Source organism: Neobacillus sp. DY30, assembly GCF_030123065.1.
Classification (GTDB): domain Bacteria; phylum Bacillota; class Bacilli; order Bacillales; family Cytobacillaceae; genus Neobacillus.
In genome coordinates, this window is the sequence record NZ_CP126093.1 from 3,633,034 (window position 1) to 3,652,927 (window position 19,894).

The window sequence follows — 19,894 nt, forward strand, 5'->3', positions numbered from 1 at the left end:
AGAGGTAAAGAAATGAATTTAAATTCACATTCTAGAAAGAAATTGCGTATTACATCCGTACAAATGCTAGTTATGTTTTATTTTGCTGCAGTGATTCTTTCAACAATATTACTGATTTTGCCTATCACATTAAATGATGGAGCCGAATTAACACTATTAGATGCTTTATTTGTCTCTGCAAGTGCTGTCAGTGTTACAGGACTATCGACTGTTTCAATAGCAGAAATACTCAGTGTTCCAGGGACGTTTATTTTTGCATTTATCTTACAATTTGGCGGAATCGGCGTTATGACGCTTGGAACCTTTATTTGGCTTTTATTGGGTAAAAAAATTGGTTTAAAAGAAAGAAAATTAATCATGACTGATCAGAATCAATATAATCTCTCAGGATTAGTTATATTAATGCGTCAAATCCTTCTCATCATGATTGCGATTGAATTTATAGGAACGTTAATTTTAGGGTTTTATTTTTTAAACTATTTCCCTACATGGGAAGAAGCGTTTCTTCAAGGCTTTTTTGCTTCGATAAGCGCAACAACGAATGCAGGCTTCGACATTACCGGTGAATCATTGATTCCTTTTGCCAACGATTACTTCATTCAAACAATCAACATCCTGTTAATGATTTTTGGCTCGATCGGCTTTCCAGTCCTTATAGAAATTAAGCAATATTTTATTAAGAAGCAGAAGAAGTCATTTAGGTTTTCACTTTTTACAAAATTAACCACTTTTACTTTTTTTGCATTAATCATAGTCGGTGCTTTATTTATTTATATCTTTGAGTTCAATCATTTTTTTGCTGATAAATCATGGCATAAATCTTTATTCTATGCTCTATTTCAATCCGTTACCACACGCAACGGGGGTTTAGCAACAATGGATATGAATGAATTTTCTACGCCAACACTATTAATTCTTTCAACTCTAATGTTTATCGGTGCCTCTCCCAGCAGTGTTGGTGGAGGGATTCGAACGACTACATTTGCCATCATGTTACTATCTATCTATAGTTATGCAAGAGGAAAAAACAGTATCAAAGTTTTCAAAAGAGAGATTGACCATGAAGATGTGACTAAAGCATTTGTTGTCATTACAACTGCTGCAATAATCTGTGGAATCGCAGTTGCCCTATTAACCTTTCTAGAACCAAAAATGAGTTTACTTCCACTTTTTTTTGAAGTGTGTTCAGCGTTTGGGACCACAGGGCTTTCTATGGGAATCACGGCAGATTTAAGTATAGGCGGGAAAATCGTCATTATTCTACTAATGTTTATCGGACGTATCGGTATCTTTTCCTTCCTATTCCTATTAAGGGGTGAAACAAAAGAGGAGCACTACCATTATCCTAAAGAAAGAGTCATTATTGGATAGGATCTTAGGAATAAAAAAGGATGTCCAAAAGCAATGCTTTTGGAACATCCTCATTCATACTTATTTTCATCTGTACCAGAGTAAGACTCTATCGCATTTTGAAGGGCATTGTGGGCTTGACCGAAGGCTGCAGCAGAAGATACATCCCCTGCATTTTCCAAGGCAACAATGGCATTTCGTGCTTGCGTTACCGCTGTAATACAGTTCTCAATCATATTCCCTTTATCACCATACTGTTCTCTAGCAGCCTGAAGCTGCAGAAGGCATTGGTCTAAATTGTTGGTCTGTGGATTATCATATGCCTTTTCTAACTCCTCTTTCACTTGCTGTAAAATTTGCTTCATTTTCTTTCCTCATTTCGTGCGAATTAGTAACAGATGGTATTTTAACCTAGATATCCAAAAAATATTCGACAGCTAAACGTAGTTCAACATTTATGTATCATTTATTAATGATTTTCTTTTTTACTCTTGGTTTTAGTTAAAAAATAAGAATTAATCCAGGCAGTAATCGGAATAATGAGAGCGACACCTATTCCTGCACAAAAGATGGTGATGATTTCAGCACTAAAGATTTTTGAATTGACGATTTCTTCTAGAGTATAAGATAAATCTTTAAACCAAATAAGCAGGGCCAAATAACCTCCAAAGAAGGCAAAGAATAACGTATTTGTACTTGTTCCTAATATGTCTTTCCCAATACTAATACCAAAAGCAAATAATTCTTTTCTGCTTATGGATGGATGATGTTGAAACATTTCCCGCATAGGAGATGAAATGGCTATGGCTGTATCTGTAATGGCACCAATGGTACTCATAATAATGACAGAAGCAGCTATTTTAACAAAATCCACCCCAATATAAAGGGAAAAGACGGAAAGCTCCTCTGCTTCTTCTGCGCCAAATCCTTGGATCATAGCGTTTTCTGTCAAAATCAGAATAAAAAAGAGCAGTATAACAACGGTTATAATAGTAGAAATGAATGCTGTGATGGTTTTCTTATTCAGTTCATTAATATAAAAGAGATTTATACAACTAATCACAGTTGAAGCGATCAATGTTATGATAATAGGATCAGCTTGGGGTATTGTCATAATAAAGACAGTAAAAAAGAGTACGCCAAAGTTTAGGAATATTGCAATAAATGACCGTTTCCCTTTATTACCGCCAATAATAATCATCAGGATTAATAAAATGGCAGCCAGCCACAATAATACATTCATCATCTTGCCCTCTTTCGATTAACGAAAAAAATGGTAGTATATAGCCCTATTGGGATTGTCAGCACGATTCCTATACCGCCTGCCAGGGCCCGAGCCATTTCTAATGATAGATTCATGGAAAGAGTAAATATCAATGGAGAATTATTCTTCAAATACAGAATAAGCATTGGAATGGAACCACTAATATAAGCAAAGAACAAAATATTTGTCATAGTTCCCATTATATCTTTACCAATCTCCATTCCAGAAGTTTTAAGTGCTTTTACTGGTATATTGTGATCTTTCTCATATAACCCGAAGATAGAAGAAGACATAGTAATGGCCACATCCATTACGGCTCCTAACGATCCGATAAATAACCCTGCCATAAACACTTCCTTGTAAGGACGAGTTATAAATTGCATTTCTTCATATCGAAGTCCTTTTTCAGCCGTTAACCACATCACCAGATATGTGATGGACAACGAGATAAAAGTTCCCAATAATGTAGCAACAATTGCGGCATATGTTTTTTCATTAAAGCCGTTCACCAGCAATAAAGAAATGATCGTAAATAAGATGACACTTATACTGCATATCCATAACAAACTGGTGCCTGATGTATTTAAATAAACATCCAATGCATAGGATAACAAAACGGCATTGACAGCCAAGCTGATAATAGAAAACAACCCTTGCTTTTTTCCGACGAAAAGGAGAGTAAAGATAAACACCCATGCTACCAACAATATGTATTTATCACGCTTTACTTCCATTATGGTTCCTATTAAATTTGTATTTTCTTTCTTTTTCGTATTTATTGAAACAAACAATTCATTTCCAATGTGATATTCTTGATCATACGCTCCCGATCTGGAATACTCATTTTTTAAATGGATAAGCTTTCCTTTGTGGTCACCGTTTTTTATTTTGGCTACGATCCGTTGTGTGTAAAGATGATCTTTATTTTCATGCAAATCAATCATTTCCTCAGAATCACCCAAAACTATTTCAATGACTTCAGCTATTGGTCTTTCGTAAAAAGAATGATTATGAAATACAAAAAGAACGGAGGAAATAAAAATAAGAAAGACTATCGAGTACCAAAATATTTGTTTATAAGACACTTTTTTAAATAGATTTACAATAACATTCAAAAAAAAACCTCCAATAAGTAAAAAACATCGTTCTAGGTAGTACCTAAAATACTGCGCAGGAGAGTTCTATTACAAAAGTTTATCGTTTACAATGGACTAAGAATAACAGGAATGATTTTTAATCGTCAAGTGAATCTTCATCTGCCTCTATTGGGGCTAAGACACAATTACATTCGTAACTCTGAAGTATAAACGTATTATATTTTTCAATTTCTCAATTATTAGCGATTGATTTTTTTCTACTAATTTCGTGGGAATTCATGACATTCAAACTCTAAACTATTTTAAAATTGATGGATTTCCTTTTCTAAAAGGTGTTTACAACTTATAATTTACTAAAGATTAGTTCTTGAATTTTTACTGAATGTATGCATAAAACGCATCAACGTGGAGTGGTATATAAATGGAAACCAGACAAATTCAATACTTCCTAGAAGTAGCAAAACGAGAGCATGTAACTGAGGCAGCAGATGCGTTACATATTGCCCAATCTGCTATTAGCAGACAAATTTCTAATTTAGAGAAGGAATTAGGTGTAGAACTGTTTATACGAGAGGGAAGGAGCGTAAAATTGACCCCTCTTGGCAAAATTTTTTATGAACGGATTAAACAAGTGTGGTATTTGATGGAGGATTCAAAGAGAGAAATTAGAGAATATCTAAATCCTGAAAAAGGGACTGTGCGAATTGCCTTTCCGATTAGCATGGCAGCCCATACATTGCCTCACATCATTTATTCATTTCGTACCCGTTTCCCTGAAGCAAAATTTCAAATGAGCAATGCCCTTTATTATAAATTAATCGATGGTGTTGTAAATGGCCAATTTAATTTGGCCATGATTGCCCCGATGCCAAATCTGGAAAAAGAAAAAAAGATTAAAGGGGACATTTTATTCACTGAAAATATCGTTGCCCTGATCCCTCTTCATCATCCTTTATCTGACCGGCCAGCGATTCGATTACGGGATTTAATAAATGATCCCTTCTGCGTGCTTCCTGAAGGGTTTGTATTTCGTGAACAAGTTGTTCAAGCATGTAATGAAGTGGGTTTTTTACCTAATATCGCATTCGAAGGGAAAGACATTGACGCATTAAAAGGGTTAGTTTCCGCAGGCTTGGGTGTAGCCTTAATGCCTGAGATGACATTGGTCGATAATACACCACGATCAACTGTCGTTATTCCCTTATCAGATTCAAAACTCACTCGAACTGTTGGTGTTATCTACCCAGCAGAACGTAATTTGCTTCCAACAGAAGAGCTGTTTTATGATTTTCTTATTGATACTTATGAAAGATTAAATGAGTTTAGAAAGTAGAAAAGCAATCATTCTAAGTTTCATTATTTTGTATTAAACAAAAATAATTATATCCAATTAACTAAAAAAACGAATCATTAAATAAATCCCCGGGAACTAGATCATTATATGGTCGGTAAATGATGAAAAACAACGTGTTAGGTCAAAATACCTGGTTCCTGGTTTTTATTATTTTAATATGTTGTATGTCTCGATAAGCTCTTTCAAGAACTGGAAACTTTGTGTGAAAATATACTACAGATTGGATTTTCCTCTATATTCTGCAAAAAATCGGGATACCTCCCTGCCCGTGTCACGCCAATTAGCTAAAACGGCATTTGGTAATAATGTCTGCATCGTGACATCAAGACCTACAAACGTGACAGGCAGGCCAGAAGAAAATACACAGGCAGCTTGCTTCAGGGTCAGCTAAAACATTGGCTTCGCTATGCGGAGTGACATTTCCTTTTTACTTTATTCAGATACACTAATATCTTAACTCGCCTTAACAGGTACAATTAGTCCTTCTCAAACCTTAAATGAGCCGTTGGCATCCCTACATCATAATCTTAACCAAAATACCCTGATAATGTAAAAATTAAACACATTAAAATTCACATTACACTTTTCATTTGAATGTATAGATGGTACTTTCTTATGAAACTATTTTGGTTGACTTTGCTCTTTCTGCTGTACGGTGAATCCACGACCCCAACGGCCGTTTTAAAGCAAGTGCCACAAGGAAGCTAACTCCTACAAAAGTTAGTAGAAAAAGGGAATCTTTTACAACGATTTCCTTAATCGTTCCACCCACCGTTTCACGCAGTATACTGACCGCATAGGTGAATGGCATGAACGGGTGCAATGTTTGAAAAAAGGATGGAGTCAGGCTTACCGGAAAGGTTGCACCTGAACTGGAAATTTGCAGTACCAATAAAATGATAGATAGCGCTTTTCCAATATTGCCAAACACCGAACATAAGGTATAGATAATAATGGTAAATACAATGCTGATAAAAATACTAAATAGCACAAACCATAGTTTGTCCGCTACATACGCATAGATTATATACAAATCTCCCATTGATACAATAACCGCTTGGAGAATGCTAATGGTCAAAAACGTTAATAGTCTACCAAAATAAATTTGGTAGTGCTTATATTGACTTTCCCCGTCTTCTACATCGACTCGTAGTGAAGACACCAGTAGTGTGCCGCCCACCCAAAGTGCCAGCATGGTATAAAACGGTGTCATCGCTGAACCGTAATTCGGAATTGGAAAAATCCTCTCTGTTTTTAACACAATCGGTTTTGCTAAAAAACTGCTTTCCTTATTCGGATCATGCTTTAAGTATTCAATCAAATCGTAAATATTGACACTGCCCTTAAACTGTCTAAGTCGATCTGCTGCATACCTTACTTTTTCTTCGAATCCCGGCAAATCATTTCTGGCAAAGTCAGCTGCCTTATGGATCGCTTGTTCTGCTGCTGGAAGCTTGGTACGAACAAGATCTGCGGCTTCACGTATATCGGACTTCACTTTAGGCAGGTCGTTCCGTACAAAATCAGCTGCCTTATGGATTTTTTGTTCAACAGTGGGGAATACATCTTTAACAAAATCGGCTGCTGTGTTAATTCCACCCGTAACCTGATCTACCTTTTGCTGTAAATCCGTCCGGGTAGTTTGAATGGTTCCGTGAATGTTCATTAATTCATTGTATAATGAAGTTATCTGTTCTGCATTGGTAGTTGTACCAGATTGACTCGCCTCATTTACGCTATCCATTGCTTGTTTAATTTGTGTCTCTATCTCGGTGATATTATTCACAACGTCATTGATGATGGCTGTGGTTCTAGAAATATCATTGAGCCTTTCCTGCATAGCTAACACTTGTTCACCCGCATCCCTGACGAGTGGCAGGCTTGCCTCTACTTTTAGGATACTCTCTCCTACTTGGTCAAGTTCAGGAATCCTCTGTTCCATGGCAATAATTTGTTGCCCTTTCTCATGAATTTCAGGCAATTTCCCTTCCAATTCAATCGCTTTACGCCCCATTTCTTCAATTTGCGGGAGTGCCTTTTCAAGCTCAAAGATTTGATTTTCTACGGAAAAAATGGACGGTAAATCTTTTTCAAGCTCCACTCCTGCTTTATAAAATGCCGAGAAAATCGCGTCTCCTACTGTTTTAATAAAAGCTTCACTAATTTGGGCAGTTACACCGGTGGCACCGGTGGCAGCAATTTTAGGAGCAACGGCATTAATTTTTTCATTAACACCAAAAACGATTTGCGGCTTTTCTGGATTCTCTTCTAAAATACTTGAAATTTTCTTAGAAAAATCTTTTGGAATAATAAGGTAGGCATAATAATCTCCATGTTTTACACCACGTAAAGCTTCTTTCTGGTCGACAAACACCCAGCCAAGCCTTTTATTCTTTTTTAGATTTTTTACCGTTTCTTCTCCAACATTAATCTTCTGCTTGGTTAAACTTACTACAGCCCCATTATCTTCATCGGCAACGGCAACGATGATTCCTGAAGTATTTCCATACGGATCCCACATCGACTTGATGTTAAACCATGCATATGCGGAAGGAAGCAGCATAAGTCCAACTATCAATAATGCCACTGTTGGAACACTGAAAATATTTTTCCAATCAGCAGTGTAGATACTCCAAATTTTCCTCATTTATCGAAACACACCCATTTCAAAACATACTATTTCTATTGTTGTAAAAAATGGTGTTTTTATCCCAAATCAAAATTGCAACGTGCAAGTTAATTTTGGGGTGAGGTTGTTTGTGATAGAGAATTAATTAACTATTTTTTGTAAAGCTTTGTTAAATTTCATTGTTGATTATTAGTACAACGGTATAAAAGGTCGATGAAAGACAAATCAAAAGATTCCTCATTGAGATTAGTCCTTCAACAGGTCTTCGTGAGAAAAATCAACATCTGCCTTTAACAAAGCCTTTGTAAAAAAAACACTCACAGCTACTATTGAAAAATCAATAATAGTTATGAGTGTCTTCAATCTTTTTCAATAATTCAGGGGCAGGGGCGAACAATACGCCTGTACCAATCAAGCTCCTTTCTTTAAGCGGCCTACAAGAGGTATTACAATTATACCTGCTAGTGTAACCTGCATCCGTTACCCATTATGGGGAGCTAAATGTTAATGAACATCGTAGCAACAAGGGTCAATGCGATGAAAAGAGAATTGATGACGATGGCTTTTGTTTTCGTTGATTCTTTCGGTGCAAATAGTGAATTCATAAAGACAACCTTTTCTTTTTTTTTTAATATCATAGTAAAACTATATTATACTGCTTCAATGATAATTGAAACGCCTTGTCCCCCGCCTACACATAAGGATGCTAATCCAATTTGTTTCTTTTGGCGTCTTAATTCATGAACTAAGGTAACCAAAATCCGTGCACCAGAACATCCGATTGGGTGACCTAATGCTATCGCACCTCCATTAACATTAATAATCTCCTCTGGTAAACCTAATTCCTTATTTACTGCCAGCACTTGTGCTGCAAATGCTTCATTTAGCTCTGCCAATTCAATATCCTGTATGGTAAGATTTGCTCTCGTTAAGGCTTTTTGTGTTGCCGGGACTGGTCCAATGCCCATGATAGAAGGAGCTACAGCTGCACTAGCAACCGAACGGATTTTGGCAAGTGGTTTTAAATCGTATTCCCTTACAGCTTGTTCCGAAGCAACAATGACTGCAGCTGCCCCATCATTTAATGACGAAGCATTTCCAGCTGTCACCGTCCCATTTTCTTTAAAAGCTGGTTTAAGAGTTAATAATTTCTCTAGATTAGTATTTTTTATATTCTCATCTTCTGTAACCAAAGTAGAACCACGCTTGCTTTTAATAGCAACAGGAATAATTTCTTTTTCGAATTTACCTTGTTCTTTAGCTTTAATAGCTTTTTGCTGGCTTTCTAAGGCAAAAGCATCTTGTTCCTTTCGGGAAATATGATAGCTTTCTACTAAATTTTCAGCTGTTATCCCCATATGGTAACCTTCTATTGCACAGTGAAGTCCATCATGAAAGAGTGCATCCACTGTCCGTAAATCTCCCATTTTCTGTCCCCACCTTGCATTCAACACCAAATGCGGGACATTACTCATACTTTCTGTACCACCAGCAATCACAACATTTGAATCACCTGCAAGAATTTGGTGATAGGCTAATGTAATTGCGCGCAATCCCGAAGCACATTGTTTATCAATGGTAATGGCCGGTACAGACACAGGTAACCCAGAATGGATTGAAGCTTGTCTTGCTGGGTTTCCTTTGAGTCCTGATTTTAGTACATTACCTAGTACTACCTCATCAATACATTCACCCGGAAGATTAGATCGTTGCCACACCTCCTTAACAACATTCGTTGCAAGTTGCACAGCACTGACATCCTTCAATGAACCACCGAAACTCCCTATCGGAGTTCTGAGTGCCTCAACTAAGTATACATTTTGCATTCACTATCCCCCACTTTCATAAAAATAGCGGTTTTGTCCGCGGTTTTACTTAGCACTTCACTTTAATCGTTCCAATCTAAACGTCGATTGATTTCTTCTAATACTTTTTGTGCTGCAACAGGTATTACTGTTCCTGGACCAAAAATAGCTGCTACCCCATTTTTTGTTAGAAATTCATAATCCTTGACCGGGATAACACCTCCAGCAACCACAACGATGTCTTCACGATCGAGCTTCTTCAATTCAATCATTAGTTTTGGCAATAGGGTCTTATGACCACCTGCCAGGGAACTTAGCCCAATAACATGAACATCATTTTCAACTGCCTGAAGTGCTGCTTCTTCTGGTGTTTGAAAAAGAGGACCAATATCCACATCAAATCCCAAATCTGCAAATGCAGTTGCTATTACCTTTGCCCCGCGATCATGACCATCCTGTCCCAGCTTGGCAACCATGATTCTTGGTCGGCGTCCTTCCCTCTCTTCAAACTCATGGGTTTGTTGTCGTACATCATTGATTTCTTGCTCAATAGCATATTCGGCGCTATATACTCCCATCACCGAGCGAGAATTTGCTTTGTGACGCCCAACAACTTTTTCATATGCATCGGAAATCTCACCAAGACTTGCTCTTGCCCTTGCTGCTTCAACTGCAAGAGCTAATAAATTACCTTGTCCCGTTTTAGCAGCTTCGGTAATGGCATTAAGCGTGGCTCGCACCTTTCTTTCATCACGGCTTGAACGCAGCTCTTGTAAACGCTTAATTTGCGTTTCTCGTACAGCCCCATTATCAACTTCAAGGATGTCTAATTGATCTTCATTTTCTAACCGATATTTATTGACCCCGATAATGGTTTCTTTTTTCGAGTCAATATGGCTTTGGCGACGAGCTGCTGCCTCTTCAATTCTCATCTTCGGCAGTCCTGATTCAATGGCTTTAACCATCCCACCTAGTGACTCTACCTCTTGAATATGCTTCCATGCTTTATGTGTTAATTCATGTGTTAAAGATTCCACGTAGAAAGAGCCGCCCCAAGGGTCAACGACATTGCAAATACCGGTTTCTTCTTGTAAATAAAGCTGTGTATTCCTAGCAATTCGCGCAGAAAAATCTGTTGGTAATGCAATTGCTTCATCCAAAGCATTTGTATGCAATGACTGTGTATGTCCCAATGTTGCCGCCAATGCTTCGATACAGGTTCGAGTTACGTTATTAAAAGGATCCTGCTCGGTTAAGCTCCAGCCTGATGTTTGGGAATGTGCACGCAGAGCCATTGATTTTGGATTTTTAGGTTGAAACTCTTTCATCAGTTTCGCCCACAAAAGACGCGCTGCCCGCATCTTCGCTACTTCCATAAAATAATTCATTCCAATACCCCAAAAGAACGATAACCTTGGAGCAAATGAATCAATATCCAGTCCAGCCTTCAGTCCGGTTCTAACATATTCTAATCCATTGGCTAAAGTGTACCCAAGCTCAATATCCGCAGTTGCACCAGCCTCCTGCATATGATAACCAGATATACTAATACTGTTAAATTTCGGCATATGTTGAGAGGTGTAGGAAAAGATGTCTGCTATTATTCTCATTGAAGCTTCAGGTGGGTAAATAAAGGTATTCCGAACCATATATTCTTTTAAAATATCATTTTGGATGGTGCCGGATAATTGTGATTGATGAACGCCTTTTTCTTCAGCTGCCACGATATAAAAAGCTAAAATCGGAAGTACTGCACCATTCATTGTCATGGATACCGACATTTTATCCAATGGTATTCCATCGAATAAAATTTTCATATCCAAAATTGAATCCACAGCTACCCCTGCTTTTCCTACATCTCCCTCGACACGGGGATGATCAGAATCATAGCCACGGTGGGTTGCCAAATCAAATGCAATCGATAGGCCCTTCTGTCCTGCAGCTAAATTCCGGCGGTAAAAAGCATTGCTTTCCTCTGCAGTTGAAAAACCAGCATATTGTCTTATTGTCCATGGTTGGTTAATATACATTGTTGGATAGGGTCCTCTTAAAAACGGTGCGAGTCCAGATACAAATTCCAAATGTTCCATATCTATAAGGTCAGTAGATGTATAAACCGGTTTCACGTCAATGTTTTCCAATGTTTTCCACCTTGCAGCATTTTCTTCTTTTATTCGAGGAACAGGGGAAGTAAAAGTGTCGTAAAATGACATTTTAGTAAAATCAACTACTTTGTACATTCTCTAATTCCTCCCTTTATTTGAAGAGTGACCAATTTTTCATAGAAGTTAATTTTAGAATGAATAAAGTCATCTACGCCTTCTTTCATATACCGTTCTCTATCATCTGTCGGTGGATAACCAGCCAATAGAATGGTTACGTCGCTTTTACATTGTTTCAACCTTTTCGCTAGAGAAGGTACCACTTCAGGAAATTTCTCCTCCTTACACAATATGACCACAATATTGGATTTGGAAGATTGGAACGCATGTAGAGCCTCGGAATTCGATTGATACTCTTCATGTTGGCTGACCTGGAATCCCCCTACTTTTAAAAATTCAGTTACGAAATCTGCATGATGCTTATAGGTAGAAACCGGTCCAATCTTTGCTACAAATACCTTAGGGAGATAACCAATCTTATGCTTGTATTTTTCTGCATGCTCACGAAGTGACTCAAAAGGTTCTGCTGCTCTGTGAAAATTAAAACGACGAACAGATGGGTTCATATTTGTTGTTACACACATAGCTTGTAAGAGTTCATCCATTGTCACACCGGCTTTGACCGCTTGTATAGCATTCTCTATAGAATTATTTTTTGTAAATTTTTCTAATAAATCTTGTAATAACGCGGATTCCACGTTAGAATTCAGATGGTTAATATTATTTAGCTCGTCATTTTTGCCTCGAGTCTGGACCTGTTCAATGTTTACGTCGGTACCCCATGGATTCTCATCCAAATTTGGAAAGATGTTTGTCCCCACGATCTTTTCATTCCTGCTTTTGATCTTATTCATTCTATCTTCAGCTGTTGCGGCAACTGTCTCTTGTGGAAAACCATCAATGAGCGAATTATACATTCCACCTAAATTTTCAATTTGTTGAAAAAGCTCCCATGCCTTTTCAGCTAGTGAATAGGTGAGTGTTTCGATGTACCATGAACCTCCAGCTGGGTCGGTAACCTTTGACAAATTAGCCTCATTTTCTAGAATGAGTTGAGTATTTCTTGCAATTCGACGTGAAAACTCATTAGGCGGACCAATGGCCTCATCAAACGGTGACACATGCAGACTATTAACACCACCAATAATCCCACCAAAAGCTTCGATTGTGCCACGGAGAATGTTTACATAAGGATCGTGAATCGTTTTTGTCCAGACGCAAGTCCTGGCGTGAATGAACATCTTTTGAGAAGTATCATTACCGCCTAATTCCTTCACAATTCTAGCCCACAACATACGAGCTGCTCTAAATTTTGCAATTTCCATAAATAAATTTGAACCTATCGAAAAAGAAAAACCTATCCGCATTGCTACATCATCAATAGAAATTTGGTGATTTTCCATAGTGCGAAGATATTCCAAACCTGTAGCAATTGCAAAAGCCAATTCCTGTACCGCATTTCCTCCCGCATTATGGTATGGATGGGTTTTGACAACAATCGTTTTCAATTCAGGAGAGTGTTTCATCGACCACTTGGTTATCTCTGCCATCATGTTGTATGCTTGATTAATAGAAAATGGAAGATCTCCCTTTTGTACGAGTTGTCCAATTGGATCAATACCTATACAGCCTCTAACTCTTTTGGGAGATTGATTTTGTTGAATGATATGAGCCATAAATGTAGCGAAAAAAGGAAATCCGCTTATACCAGGTTCGATATAGATTGGGACTTCTTCCGTATTTATATCTTTGAATGCTTTGTGAATATCCTGTAGAGAGGCTATTATAACACCTCTGCTATTTACCTTTTCCTGATCCAAAGGGTCAATCCATCTCTTTTCGTCCAATACCAAATGAAGCATTGTTTGCCCTTTTTCTAAATCATTTCGTACAGCTTGATTAAACTCTTCTGGATCCGAATAAGTTAATTCCTGACTCACTTTCCAAGGTTCATGCTGATTACCAATTTCATTGGTTCCCCGTAAATATGGGAAATTACCTGGCAATGTAGATAAAAATGGATATTTTTTAATATCCTCTAGACGATACAAAGGTTGAAGACGAATTCCTTCATAAGTATCGGAAACTAGATTTTCATCAAGATTAGCTCCATTTAAGGTTTTCTCTGCCACTTCTCTCCACTGTTGATAAGCTGGTGTAGGAAAATCCTCCAACAAATGTATGTTAGATTCTGTAATCTTACTATTAGTACTCACAGTGACAATCCACTCCCTTTAATTTGTATTTTTAACCTGATTTTTCCTGGGAAGTTTTTGACAAAGAATACATGGATTGTTTTGAAAAATGGTAAGTCTTGTAAGAATAATAAACTTTTGCAATCGCGAAAGTGTCACAAAGGGAACACTTAATTTTATACGACGCTTTCCTAACATGAGGAGCATCTAAAAATGGTAGTGCTTGTTTCATATGTGTGTTACATACCCACATAATTTCACCTCTCTCACAATTTTTTTTATTCATTTATTCGTTTGAAGGCACCATATATTTATTTAAGGGAAAGAATACATTCTCAAATGGATTTGTTAAAAAATTAAGGAATGATATCTGATTTTTTTGGATAATAGAAAATGTTTCTTTTATATTTTTCACATGCAAATTTCGAACATTTCGTCTATGTTCAATATATTTATCTAGTGTGTTTATAATAGTTTCAGAATAATTACCTTTTAATAGATTATCTAAAGGACTTGTAAGGAGCTCTGATGATAGATTTTTAATTTGATTCACTTGATTATTAATTTCCTCAAATGAATTTAATAGGGTTAGATTGTGCAAGCTTGTAGTGGATGCCAATAATTGTTCTCGAGACTTTTCTTCCAATTCAAAGAGTTCTTTTGTAATTTGGTTTATGAGTTCGCTTACATTTGTTTGATTTTGTTTCACATTTTCAGCCAATCGTTTTGAAGATTGCAGAAGAACTTCCTCTTGAAAATTCTCTCCTTCATCCCAATCATCTATGTTTTGAATCGCTTGATTCCATAATTGGTCTATAAATGAACCATTTTTTTCGAATTTATTAACTACAGTCATTTCATTCCCTCCTAATAGGACACATTTAACTCCTGGTAAGTTAAGTGAAATCTATTTACGTTTAATTTGATCTTCCTTCTAACCAATCACCAATCGTTGGATACGTTATTTTTGAAGCTTTACTTCCAAAAGCAATAGACGTATGCCCAACTGGTAGGTTTATATATTGTTTGTCTTTACTGGATATGCGATTCATTAATGCTTCTACTTGATGCGGTGGAGCAATGTTGTCAATCTCACCCGATAAGTTTAGGACATTAGCAGTGATTTCCGCAAGACTCACCTGACGTCCACGAATAACAAGTTCCCCTTTAATCAGCTTGTTTTTTTGATAAAATTCACGAATCCACTGACGATAGGATTCACCCGGAAATGGAATGCCATCGTTTAACCATTTTTGCAGAAGTTTAAAGCTCTTTATAAAACTTTCATTCTCAGCACGTTCAAAAAGACTAACATAAGGGCCATAAATATTTGCCATTGGTTTTAGTAGTTTGTTTCCAAAGTCAATCATTTCAGGTGGTATATTACCGTATGTTTGCACCACTTTATCAATATCAAAATGTTTCTCATCTAGCATAGCACCATAAAGGCCTGTATCTTCAAAATCAAATGGAGTCGTCATAAAGATAAGGTTACGAATTGGCATTTCAGGGTGCAAAGCTGCAAATATTGAAGTAATTGTACCGCCCATGCAATATCCAAGAATGGATACTGCATCCGCATTTGATTTTCGCAAAACTTTACGAACTGCCCGAGGGATGTAGTCCATAATATAATCATCTAATTTCATATTTTTATCTTCAATGCCTGGTGTACCCCATTCAAGGAGATAGACGTCAAAGCCCCGATTCACCAGATATTCAACTAAACTGCCACCCTTTGTTAAATCCATGATATAGGGCTTATTAATCAGTGCATAAATCAAGAGAAGCGGAGTTTTATGTTTTTTCGGTTGTTCTGAAATATAGCGATATAGCTTTGTTTTATTCCGAGTCCAAATGACTTCTTTCGGTGTTGGGCCGACCTCTGGTTCGGCATCCTTCACTAACACTTGAGTTACGCTTTTTAAACGTCTATACATCTGTTGATACTCCTCAGGTATCATTTCGATAAAATTTTCGTATTCTTTTGACATAAGATTGGTCATAACTCTCCACCCTTTAGCATGTATAATTGTTAAAAATAAAGCGTTTTCAATTCGCGTTTTTCACTGTACTGTTAGACAGATCCTTTTGTATTCGTAACTTTCGGCGAATTTAATAAAGTTAAGATTTGATTCAGTTTAGCATCAAGACTCTTCATATCTTTTTTCAAATTTGTTATTTCACGTTGCAGTTCCACTGCCTCTCTTTGATTATCCTTCGATTCCTGCAAAAATCCTTCTAAATCATCCACTTTGGCATCTATATTTACAATCTGAGAGGAAACATGCGCAAGGTCATTTTTTGATGGTAGATTTGCAAACTCATAATATCGTTCAGTTGTTTCATTCAACATTTTTTTAAAGTGAAGATTCATCTCCAATATCTGGCTGATCGCTTGAGTTGGAAATTCCTTCGTTACTTGATCATCTAACAGATTACTATACTTCGAATAATAATTTTTCCACATATCATAAAAATTGTTTTCCATCTTTTCTCCTCCTATTTATTGGAACACATCCTACAATGGAATGTTTCCATGCTTTTTTTTCGGTCTTACTTCTTTTTTTGTTCTAAGCATCTCTAAAGACTGTTTCAGAACTTTTCTTGTATCTCTTGGATCGATTACGTCATCCACCATTCCATGAGAAGCCGCAACATAAGGATTCGCAAACATATTTCGATATTCTTCAATTTTTTCCGAACGTGTTGATGCCGGATCACTGCTTTGATTAATTTCTTTTGCAAAGATAATATTTGCTGCTCCTTCCGGTCCCATTACGGCAATTTCCGCATTTGGCCAAGCAAATACAATGTCCGCACCAATTGCTTTTGAATTCATAGCGACATAGGCCCCGCCAAATGCTTTTCTTACTATGACGGTTATTTTAGGAACTGTTGCTTCTGAATAGGCGTAGAGAATTTTTGCACCATGACGAATGATACCTCCGTGCTCTTGATTGACGCCAGGGAAAAAACCTGTAACATCTTCAAAAGTTATGATTGGGATGTTAAAAGAGTCACAGAATCGAATGAATCTGGAAGTCTTGTCCGAAGAATTAATATCTAGACCGCCAGCCATTACTTTAGGCTGATTGGCAACAACTCCTACACTATTCCCATCAATTCTTCCAAAACCAACGACGATATTTTTTGCATAGTCCTTTTGAACTTCCATAAAGTACCCTTGATCTAAAACTTGTTCTAATACCTTACGAATATCGTATACTTTCGTTCCATTGAGAGGTACTAGGTCAAGTAAATCTTCCCGCCAATCATCCTCTTCTAAGCATTCCATAGACTGCGGCTTTTCCGTATTATTTTGTGGCAGAAAGGAAATTAATTTTCTTACTTCATCTAAGACCTCTGGTTCGGAATCGCTAGTAAAATGCGCACAACCACTTATGGAGGAATGAACCTTTGCACCGCCCAGATTCTCCGCAGAAATCTTCTCTCCCGTTACCGTTTCAATAACCTTTGGCCCTGTTATAAACATTTGACTTGTTGTATCTACCATAAATACAAAATCAGTAATGGCTGGAGAATACACTGCCCCACCTGCACATGGGCCCATAATGACAGAAATTTGCGGGATTACCCCTGAATAAATGGCATTCCGATAAAAAATCTGACCATATCCGTCCAAGGAAACGACTCCTTCTTGAATCCTAGCACCGCCAGAATCATTTAACCCAATAATCGGAGCCCCATTTTTGGCTGCCAAATCCATAATTTTGCAGATTTTTAATGCATGCATCTCACCTAATGCGCCGCCAAAAACGGTAAAATCTTGGGCAAATACGTAGACTAGACGGCCATGAATTTTCCCGTAACCCGTCACAACTCCTTCCCCTGGACTTTCCAATTTATCCATACCGAAGTTGGTTGCACGGTGCTTGATAAATGAATTTAATTCCACAAAGGAATCATCGTCCAACAATAAATCAATTCGTTCCCTTGCAGTTAGTTTCCCTCGATTATGCTGGGTATCAATTCGCTCGTCACCGCCGCCAAGCATGATCTTACTTTTCCTATCCCATAAATCATAAATTTTCTCATAAACTGTGCTCATTGGAAATTTCCACTTCCTCTGTTCGAATTATGTTATGAAGTCTGCTTCACTAAGAAAAGAGGTTGGCCGTATTCTACCAGTTGACCATTCTCGACGAGTACTTCAACGATCTCTCCATCCATTTCTGCTTCAATTTCATTAAACAATTTCATTGCTTCAACGATACAGACAACTGTTGACTTTTCAACCTTATCCCCAATTTTTACATAGGGAGCCGCGTCGACTGAAGGTGCCTTGTAATACGTCCCAACCATAGGAGAAACAATTTTTAATAGGTTTTTAGTTTCCGGAATTTTTGGTGTTATTTCTTCTTTTTCAGTGTTTTCCTTCGTCGCTGCGGCTTGACTAGACGCTACTGAAAGTTCATTCGACTTGCTTGCGGCTAAAAGAACAGGTGCCTCCAAAATAGCAGGAGCAGCCAGATTAATAGATTTATTTTCTTGTATAACAGAATGATTAATCATTGAACTTTTTCTAACGAAAATTCGAGCATCTCCCTTTTCAAGTTCTAAGCAGTCTACTGTCGATCCATCAATAAGTTTAATGATTTCTCTTATTTCCTGAATTTTATACATCTTAATCTCTCCTTAATTAACTAGATGAATTACACTTCTAACGGTAATGGATTCGTTTCGATAAATTTTGTGTTAAACTGTCCTTTTACAAAACTCTCATGTTCAAAAAGTTTTTGATGGAATGGAATAGTAGTTTTGATTCCACTAATAACAAATTCATCAAGTGCCCTCTTCATGCGCGCGATCGCCTCTTCACGATTTTTTCCCCAAACAATCACTTTTGCTGCCATCGAATCATAATAAGGAGAAATTTCGCATCCAGGATAGAGAGCGCTATCTACTCGTACACCATATCCCCCCGGTGGAAGATACATTTCAACTCTCCCTGGAGAAGGCATAAAATTCTTTGCCGGGTTTTCTGCATTAATACGGCATTCAATTGCCCAGCCATTGATTTTAATATCTTCCTGACGATAAGAAAGAGGGTAGCCTGCTGCCACCGAAATTTGCTCTTTGATTAAGTCAATGCCAGTAACCATTTCTGTAACAGGGTGTTCTACCTGAATGCGGGTATTCATTTCCATAAAATAGAACTGACCGTTTTTATCTAATAAAAACTCAACAGTCCCCGCTCCATGATAGTTAACAGCTTTTGCTGCGGCGATTGCGGCTGCACCCATCTGTTTACGAGTATCTTCCTCAAGGGCTGGTGACGGTGCTTCTTCTACCAGTTTTTGATGGCGTCTTTGAATGGAACAGTCTCTTTCCCCTAAATAAATGACATTACCAAGCCTATCCCCAATAATTTGAATTTCCACATGGCGTGGTTCCTCAATGTATTTTTCCAGATACACACCGGCGTTTCCAAATGCGGTTTCAGCTTCTTTCTGTGCTTGACGAATTGCTTTTCGTAATTCCTCTTCATCCCCTGCTACTCTCATTCCCTTGCCACCGCCGCCAGCTGTTGCCTTAACAATGACAGGGAATCCAATATCCTTAGCTATCATAATAGCTTCTTCAAGATCTTCAATTAGACCATCTGTACCTGGAACGGTAGGCACTCCTACACTTCTCATGGTATCTCTCGCGACCGCTTTATCCCCCATTTTATTAATGGCTTCTGCTTCTGGGCCAATAAATGAAATATTGTAATCACCGCAAATTTCAGCAAACGTACTGTTTTCTGCCAGAAAACCATAACCAGGGTGGATCGCATCCGCATTCGTTAATTGAGCAACGCTTATTATATTTACAATTTTCAAATAGCTTTCTGAAGATGACGAGGGTCCTATACAATAAGCCTCGTCCGCCATTTGCACGTGCAGGGCTTCTCGGTCTGATTCAGAATAAACCGCAACCGTGGATATCCCCATTTCCTTGCACGCCCTAATTACACGTACAGCAATTTCTCCTCGATTCGCAATAAGAACCTTTTTAAACATGTACAAGTT

The 19,894-nt window shown here is 37.6% G+C and carries 16 protein-coding genes; 2 read left to right on the forward strand and 14 right to left on the reverse strand.

The annotated features are described in order from the left end of the window. Positions 1-12 precede the first annotated feature (12 nt). Positions 13-1,371, forward strand: a complete 1,359-nt coding sequence (locus QNH29_RS17645) for a TrkH family potassium uptake protein (RefSeq protein WP_283860684.1) — start codon at positions 13-15, stop codon at positions 1,369-1,371. A gap of 50 nt (positions 1,372-1,421) precedes the next feature. On the opposite strand, the gene QNH29_RS17650 is transcribed toward QNH29_RS17645, so the two are convergent. The 3 genes from QNH29_RS17650 to QNH29_RS17660 form a co-directional block, all read right to left on the reverse strand. After that, entirely contained in the window at positions 1,422-1,715 is a 294-nt protein-coding gene (locus QNH29_RS17650; protein ID WP_283860685.1) for a hypothetical protein, read from the reverse strand. Positions 1,716-1,819: 104 nt separating this feature from the next. After that, positions 1,820-2,593, reverse strand: coding sequence for a YibE/F family protein (locus tag QNH29_RS17655; RefSeq protein WP_283865670.1), 774 nt, complete (start codon positions 2,591-2,593; stop codon positions 1,820-1,822). After that, the gene (locus QNH29_RS17660) at positions 2,593-3,729 is read right to left on the reverse strand and encodes a YibE/F family protein (RefSeq protein WP_283860686.1); all 1,137 of its coding nucleotides are present in this window, start codon (positions 3,727-3,729) and stop codon (positions 2,593-2,595) included. The genes QNH29_RS17655 and QNH29_RS17660 overlap by 1 nt, the downstream gene beginning before the upstream one ends. A 403-nt stretch (positions 3,730-4,132) precedes the next feature. Here QNH29_RS17660 and gltC point away from each other — a divergent pair, with 403 nt between their 5' ends. Beyond that, positions 4,133-5,044: a glutamate biosynthesis transcriptional regulator GltC gene (gene gltC / locus QNH29_RS17665; protein WP_283860687.1), complete on the forward strand. Its 912-nt coding sequence runs from the start codon at positions 4,133-4,135 to the stop codon at positions 5,042-5,044. 634 nt (positions 5,045-5,678) lie between these two features. On the opposite strand, the gene QNH29_RS17675 is transcribed toward gltC, so the two are convergent. From QNH29_RS17675 to accC, 11 genes are all read right to left on the reverse strand, one after another. Beyond that, entirely contained in the window at positions 5,679-7,712 is a 2,034-nt protein-coding gene (locus QNH29_RS17675; RefSeq protein WP_283860688.1) for a YhgE/Pip domain-containing protein, read from the reverse strand. 479 nt (positions 7,713-8,191) lie between these two features. After that, on the reverse strand, positions 8,192-8,332 hold the full coding sequence (locus tag QNH29_RS17680) for a hypothetical protein (protein ID WP_481858739.1): 141 nt from the start codon (positions 8,330-8,332) through the stop codon (positions 8,192-8,194). Between the two features lie 12 nt (positions 8,333-8,344). Continuing rightward, positions 8,345-9,520 (reverse strand): thiolase family protein, encoded by a 1,176-nt coding sequence (locus QNH29_RS17685; protein WP_283860689.1) that lies wholly within the window; start codon positions 9,518-9,520, stop codon positions 8,345-8,347. A gap of 62 nt (positions 9,521-9,582) precedes the next feature. Then, the gene (gene scpA, locus QNH29_RS17690) at positions 9,583-11,739 is read right to left on the reverse strand and encodes a methylmalonyl-CoA mutase (RefSeq protein WP_283860690.1); all 2,157 of its coding nucleotides are present in this window, start codon (positions 11,737-11,739) and stop codon (positions 9,583-9,585) included. Beyond that, entirely contained in the window at positions 11,727-13,877 is a 2,151-nt protein-coding gene (locus QNH29_RS17695; protein ID WP_283860691.1) for an acyl-CoA mutase large subunit family protein, read from the reverse strand. Before QNH29_RS17695 ends, scpA begins: the two co-directional genes overlap by 13 nt. A gap of 265 nt (positions 13,878-14,142) precedes the next feature. Next, positions 14,143-14,712: a hypothetical protein gene (locus tag QNH29_RS17700; RefSeq protein WP_283860692.1), complete on the reverse strand. Its 570-nt coding sequence runs from the start codon at positions 14,710-14,712 to the stop codon at positions 14,143-14,145. 61 nt (positions 14,713-14,773) lie between these two features. Continuing rightward, entirely contained in the window at positions 14,774-15,862 is a 1,089-nt protein-coding gene (gene phaC / locus QNH29_RS17705) for a class III poly(R)-hydroxyalkanoic acid synthase subunit PhaC (protein ID WP_283860693.1), read from the reverse strand. Positions 15,863-15,933: 71 nt separating this feature from the next. Further along, positions 15,934-16,347, reverse strand: a complete 414-nt coding sequence (locus QNH29_RS17710) for a hypothetical protein (protein ID WP_283860694.1) — start codon at positions 16,345-16,347, stop codon at positions 15,934-15,936. A 30-nt stretch (positions 16,348-16,377) separates the two neighbouring features. Beyond that, positions 16,378-17,928 (reverse strand): acyl-CoA carboxylase subunit beta, encoded by a 1,551-nt coding sequence (locus QNH29_RS17715; protein WP_283860695.1) that lies wholly within the window; start codon positions 17,926-17,928, stop codon positions 16,378-16,380. Between the two features lie 32 nt (positions 17,929-17,960). Continuing rightward, positions 17,961-18,503 (reverse strand): acetyl-CoA carboxylase biotin carboxyl carrier protein, encoded by a 543-nt coding sequence (accB, locus tag QNH29_RS17720; RefSeq protein WP_283860696.1) that lies wholly within the window; start codon positions 18,501-18,503, stop codon positions 17,961-17,963. Between the two features lie 29 nt (positions 18,504-18,532). Further along, on the reverse strand, positions 18,533-19,885 hold the full coding sequence (gene accC, locus QNH29_RS17725) for an acetyl-CoA carboxylase biotin carboxylase subunit (protein WP_283860697.1): 1,353 nt from the start codon (positions 19,883-19,885) through the stop codon (positions 18,533-18,535). Between the last annotated feature and the right edge of the window lie 9 nt (positions 19,886-19,894).

What these genes read in the sequence shown, in the direction of transcription:
- QNH29_RS17645 (WP_283860684.1), top strand. Translation starts at nt 13, where the DNA reads ATGAATTTAAATTCACATTCTAGAAAGAAATTGCGTATTACATCCGTA.
- QNH29_RS17650 (WP_283860685.1), bottom strand. Translation starts at nt 1,715, where the DNA reads ATGAAGCAAATTTTACAGCAAGTGAAAGAGGAGTTAGAAAAGGCATAT.
- QNH29_RS17655 (WP_283865670.1), bottom strand. Translation starts at nt 2,593, where the DNA reads ATGAATGTATTATTGTGGCTGGCTGCCATTTTATTAATCCTGATGATT.
- gltC (WP_283860687.1), top strand. Translation starts at nt 4,133, where the DNA reads ATGGAAACCAGACAAATTCAATACTTCCTAGAAGTAGCAAAACGAGAG.
- QNH29_RS17675 (WP_283860688.1), bottom strand. Translation starts at nt 7,712, where the DNA reads ATGAGGAAAATTTGGAGTATCTACACTGCTGATTGGAAAAATATTTTC.
- QNH29_RS17680 (WP_481858739.1), bottom strand. Translation starts at nt 8,332, where the DNA reads ATGATATTAAAAAAAAAAGAAAAGGTTGTCTTTATGAATTCACTATTT.
- QNH29_RS17685 (WP_283860689.1), bottom strand. Translation starts at nt 9,520, where the DNA reads ATGCAAAATGTATACTTAGTTGAGGCACTCAGAACTCCGATAGGGAGT.
- scpA (WP_283860690.1), bottom strand. Translation starts at nt 11,739, where the DNA reads ATGTACAAAGTAGTTGATTTTACTAAAATGTCATTTTACGACACTTTT.
- QNH29_RS17700 (WP_283860692.1), bottom strand. Translation starts at nt 14,712, where the DNA reads ATGACTGTAGTTAATAAATTCGAAAAAAATGGTTCATTTATAGACCAA.
- phaC (WP_283860693.1), bottom strand. Translation starts at nt 15,862, where the DNA reads ATGACCAATCTTATGTCAAAAGAATACGAAAATTTTATCGAAATGATA.
- QNH29_RS17710 (WP_283860694.1), bottom strand. Translation starts at nt 16,347, where the DNA reads ATGGAAAACAATTTTTATGATATGTGGAAAAATTATTATTCGAAGTAT.
- QNH29_RS17715 (WP_283860695.1), bottom strand. Translation starts at nt 17,928, where the DNA reads ATGAGCACAGTTTATGAGAAAATTTATGATTTATGGGATAGGAAAAGT.
- accB (WP_283860696.1), bottom strand. Translation starts at nt 18,503, where the DNA reads ATGTATAAAATTCAGGAAATAAGAGAAATCATTAAACTTATTGATGGA.
- accC (WP_283860697.1), bottom strand. Translation starts at nt 19,885, where the DNA reads ATGTTTAAAAAGGTTCTTATTGCGAATCGAGGAGAAATTGCTGTACGT.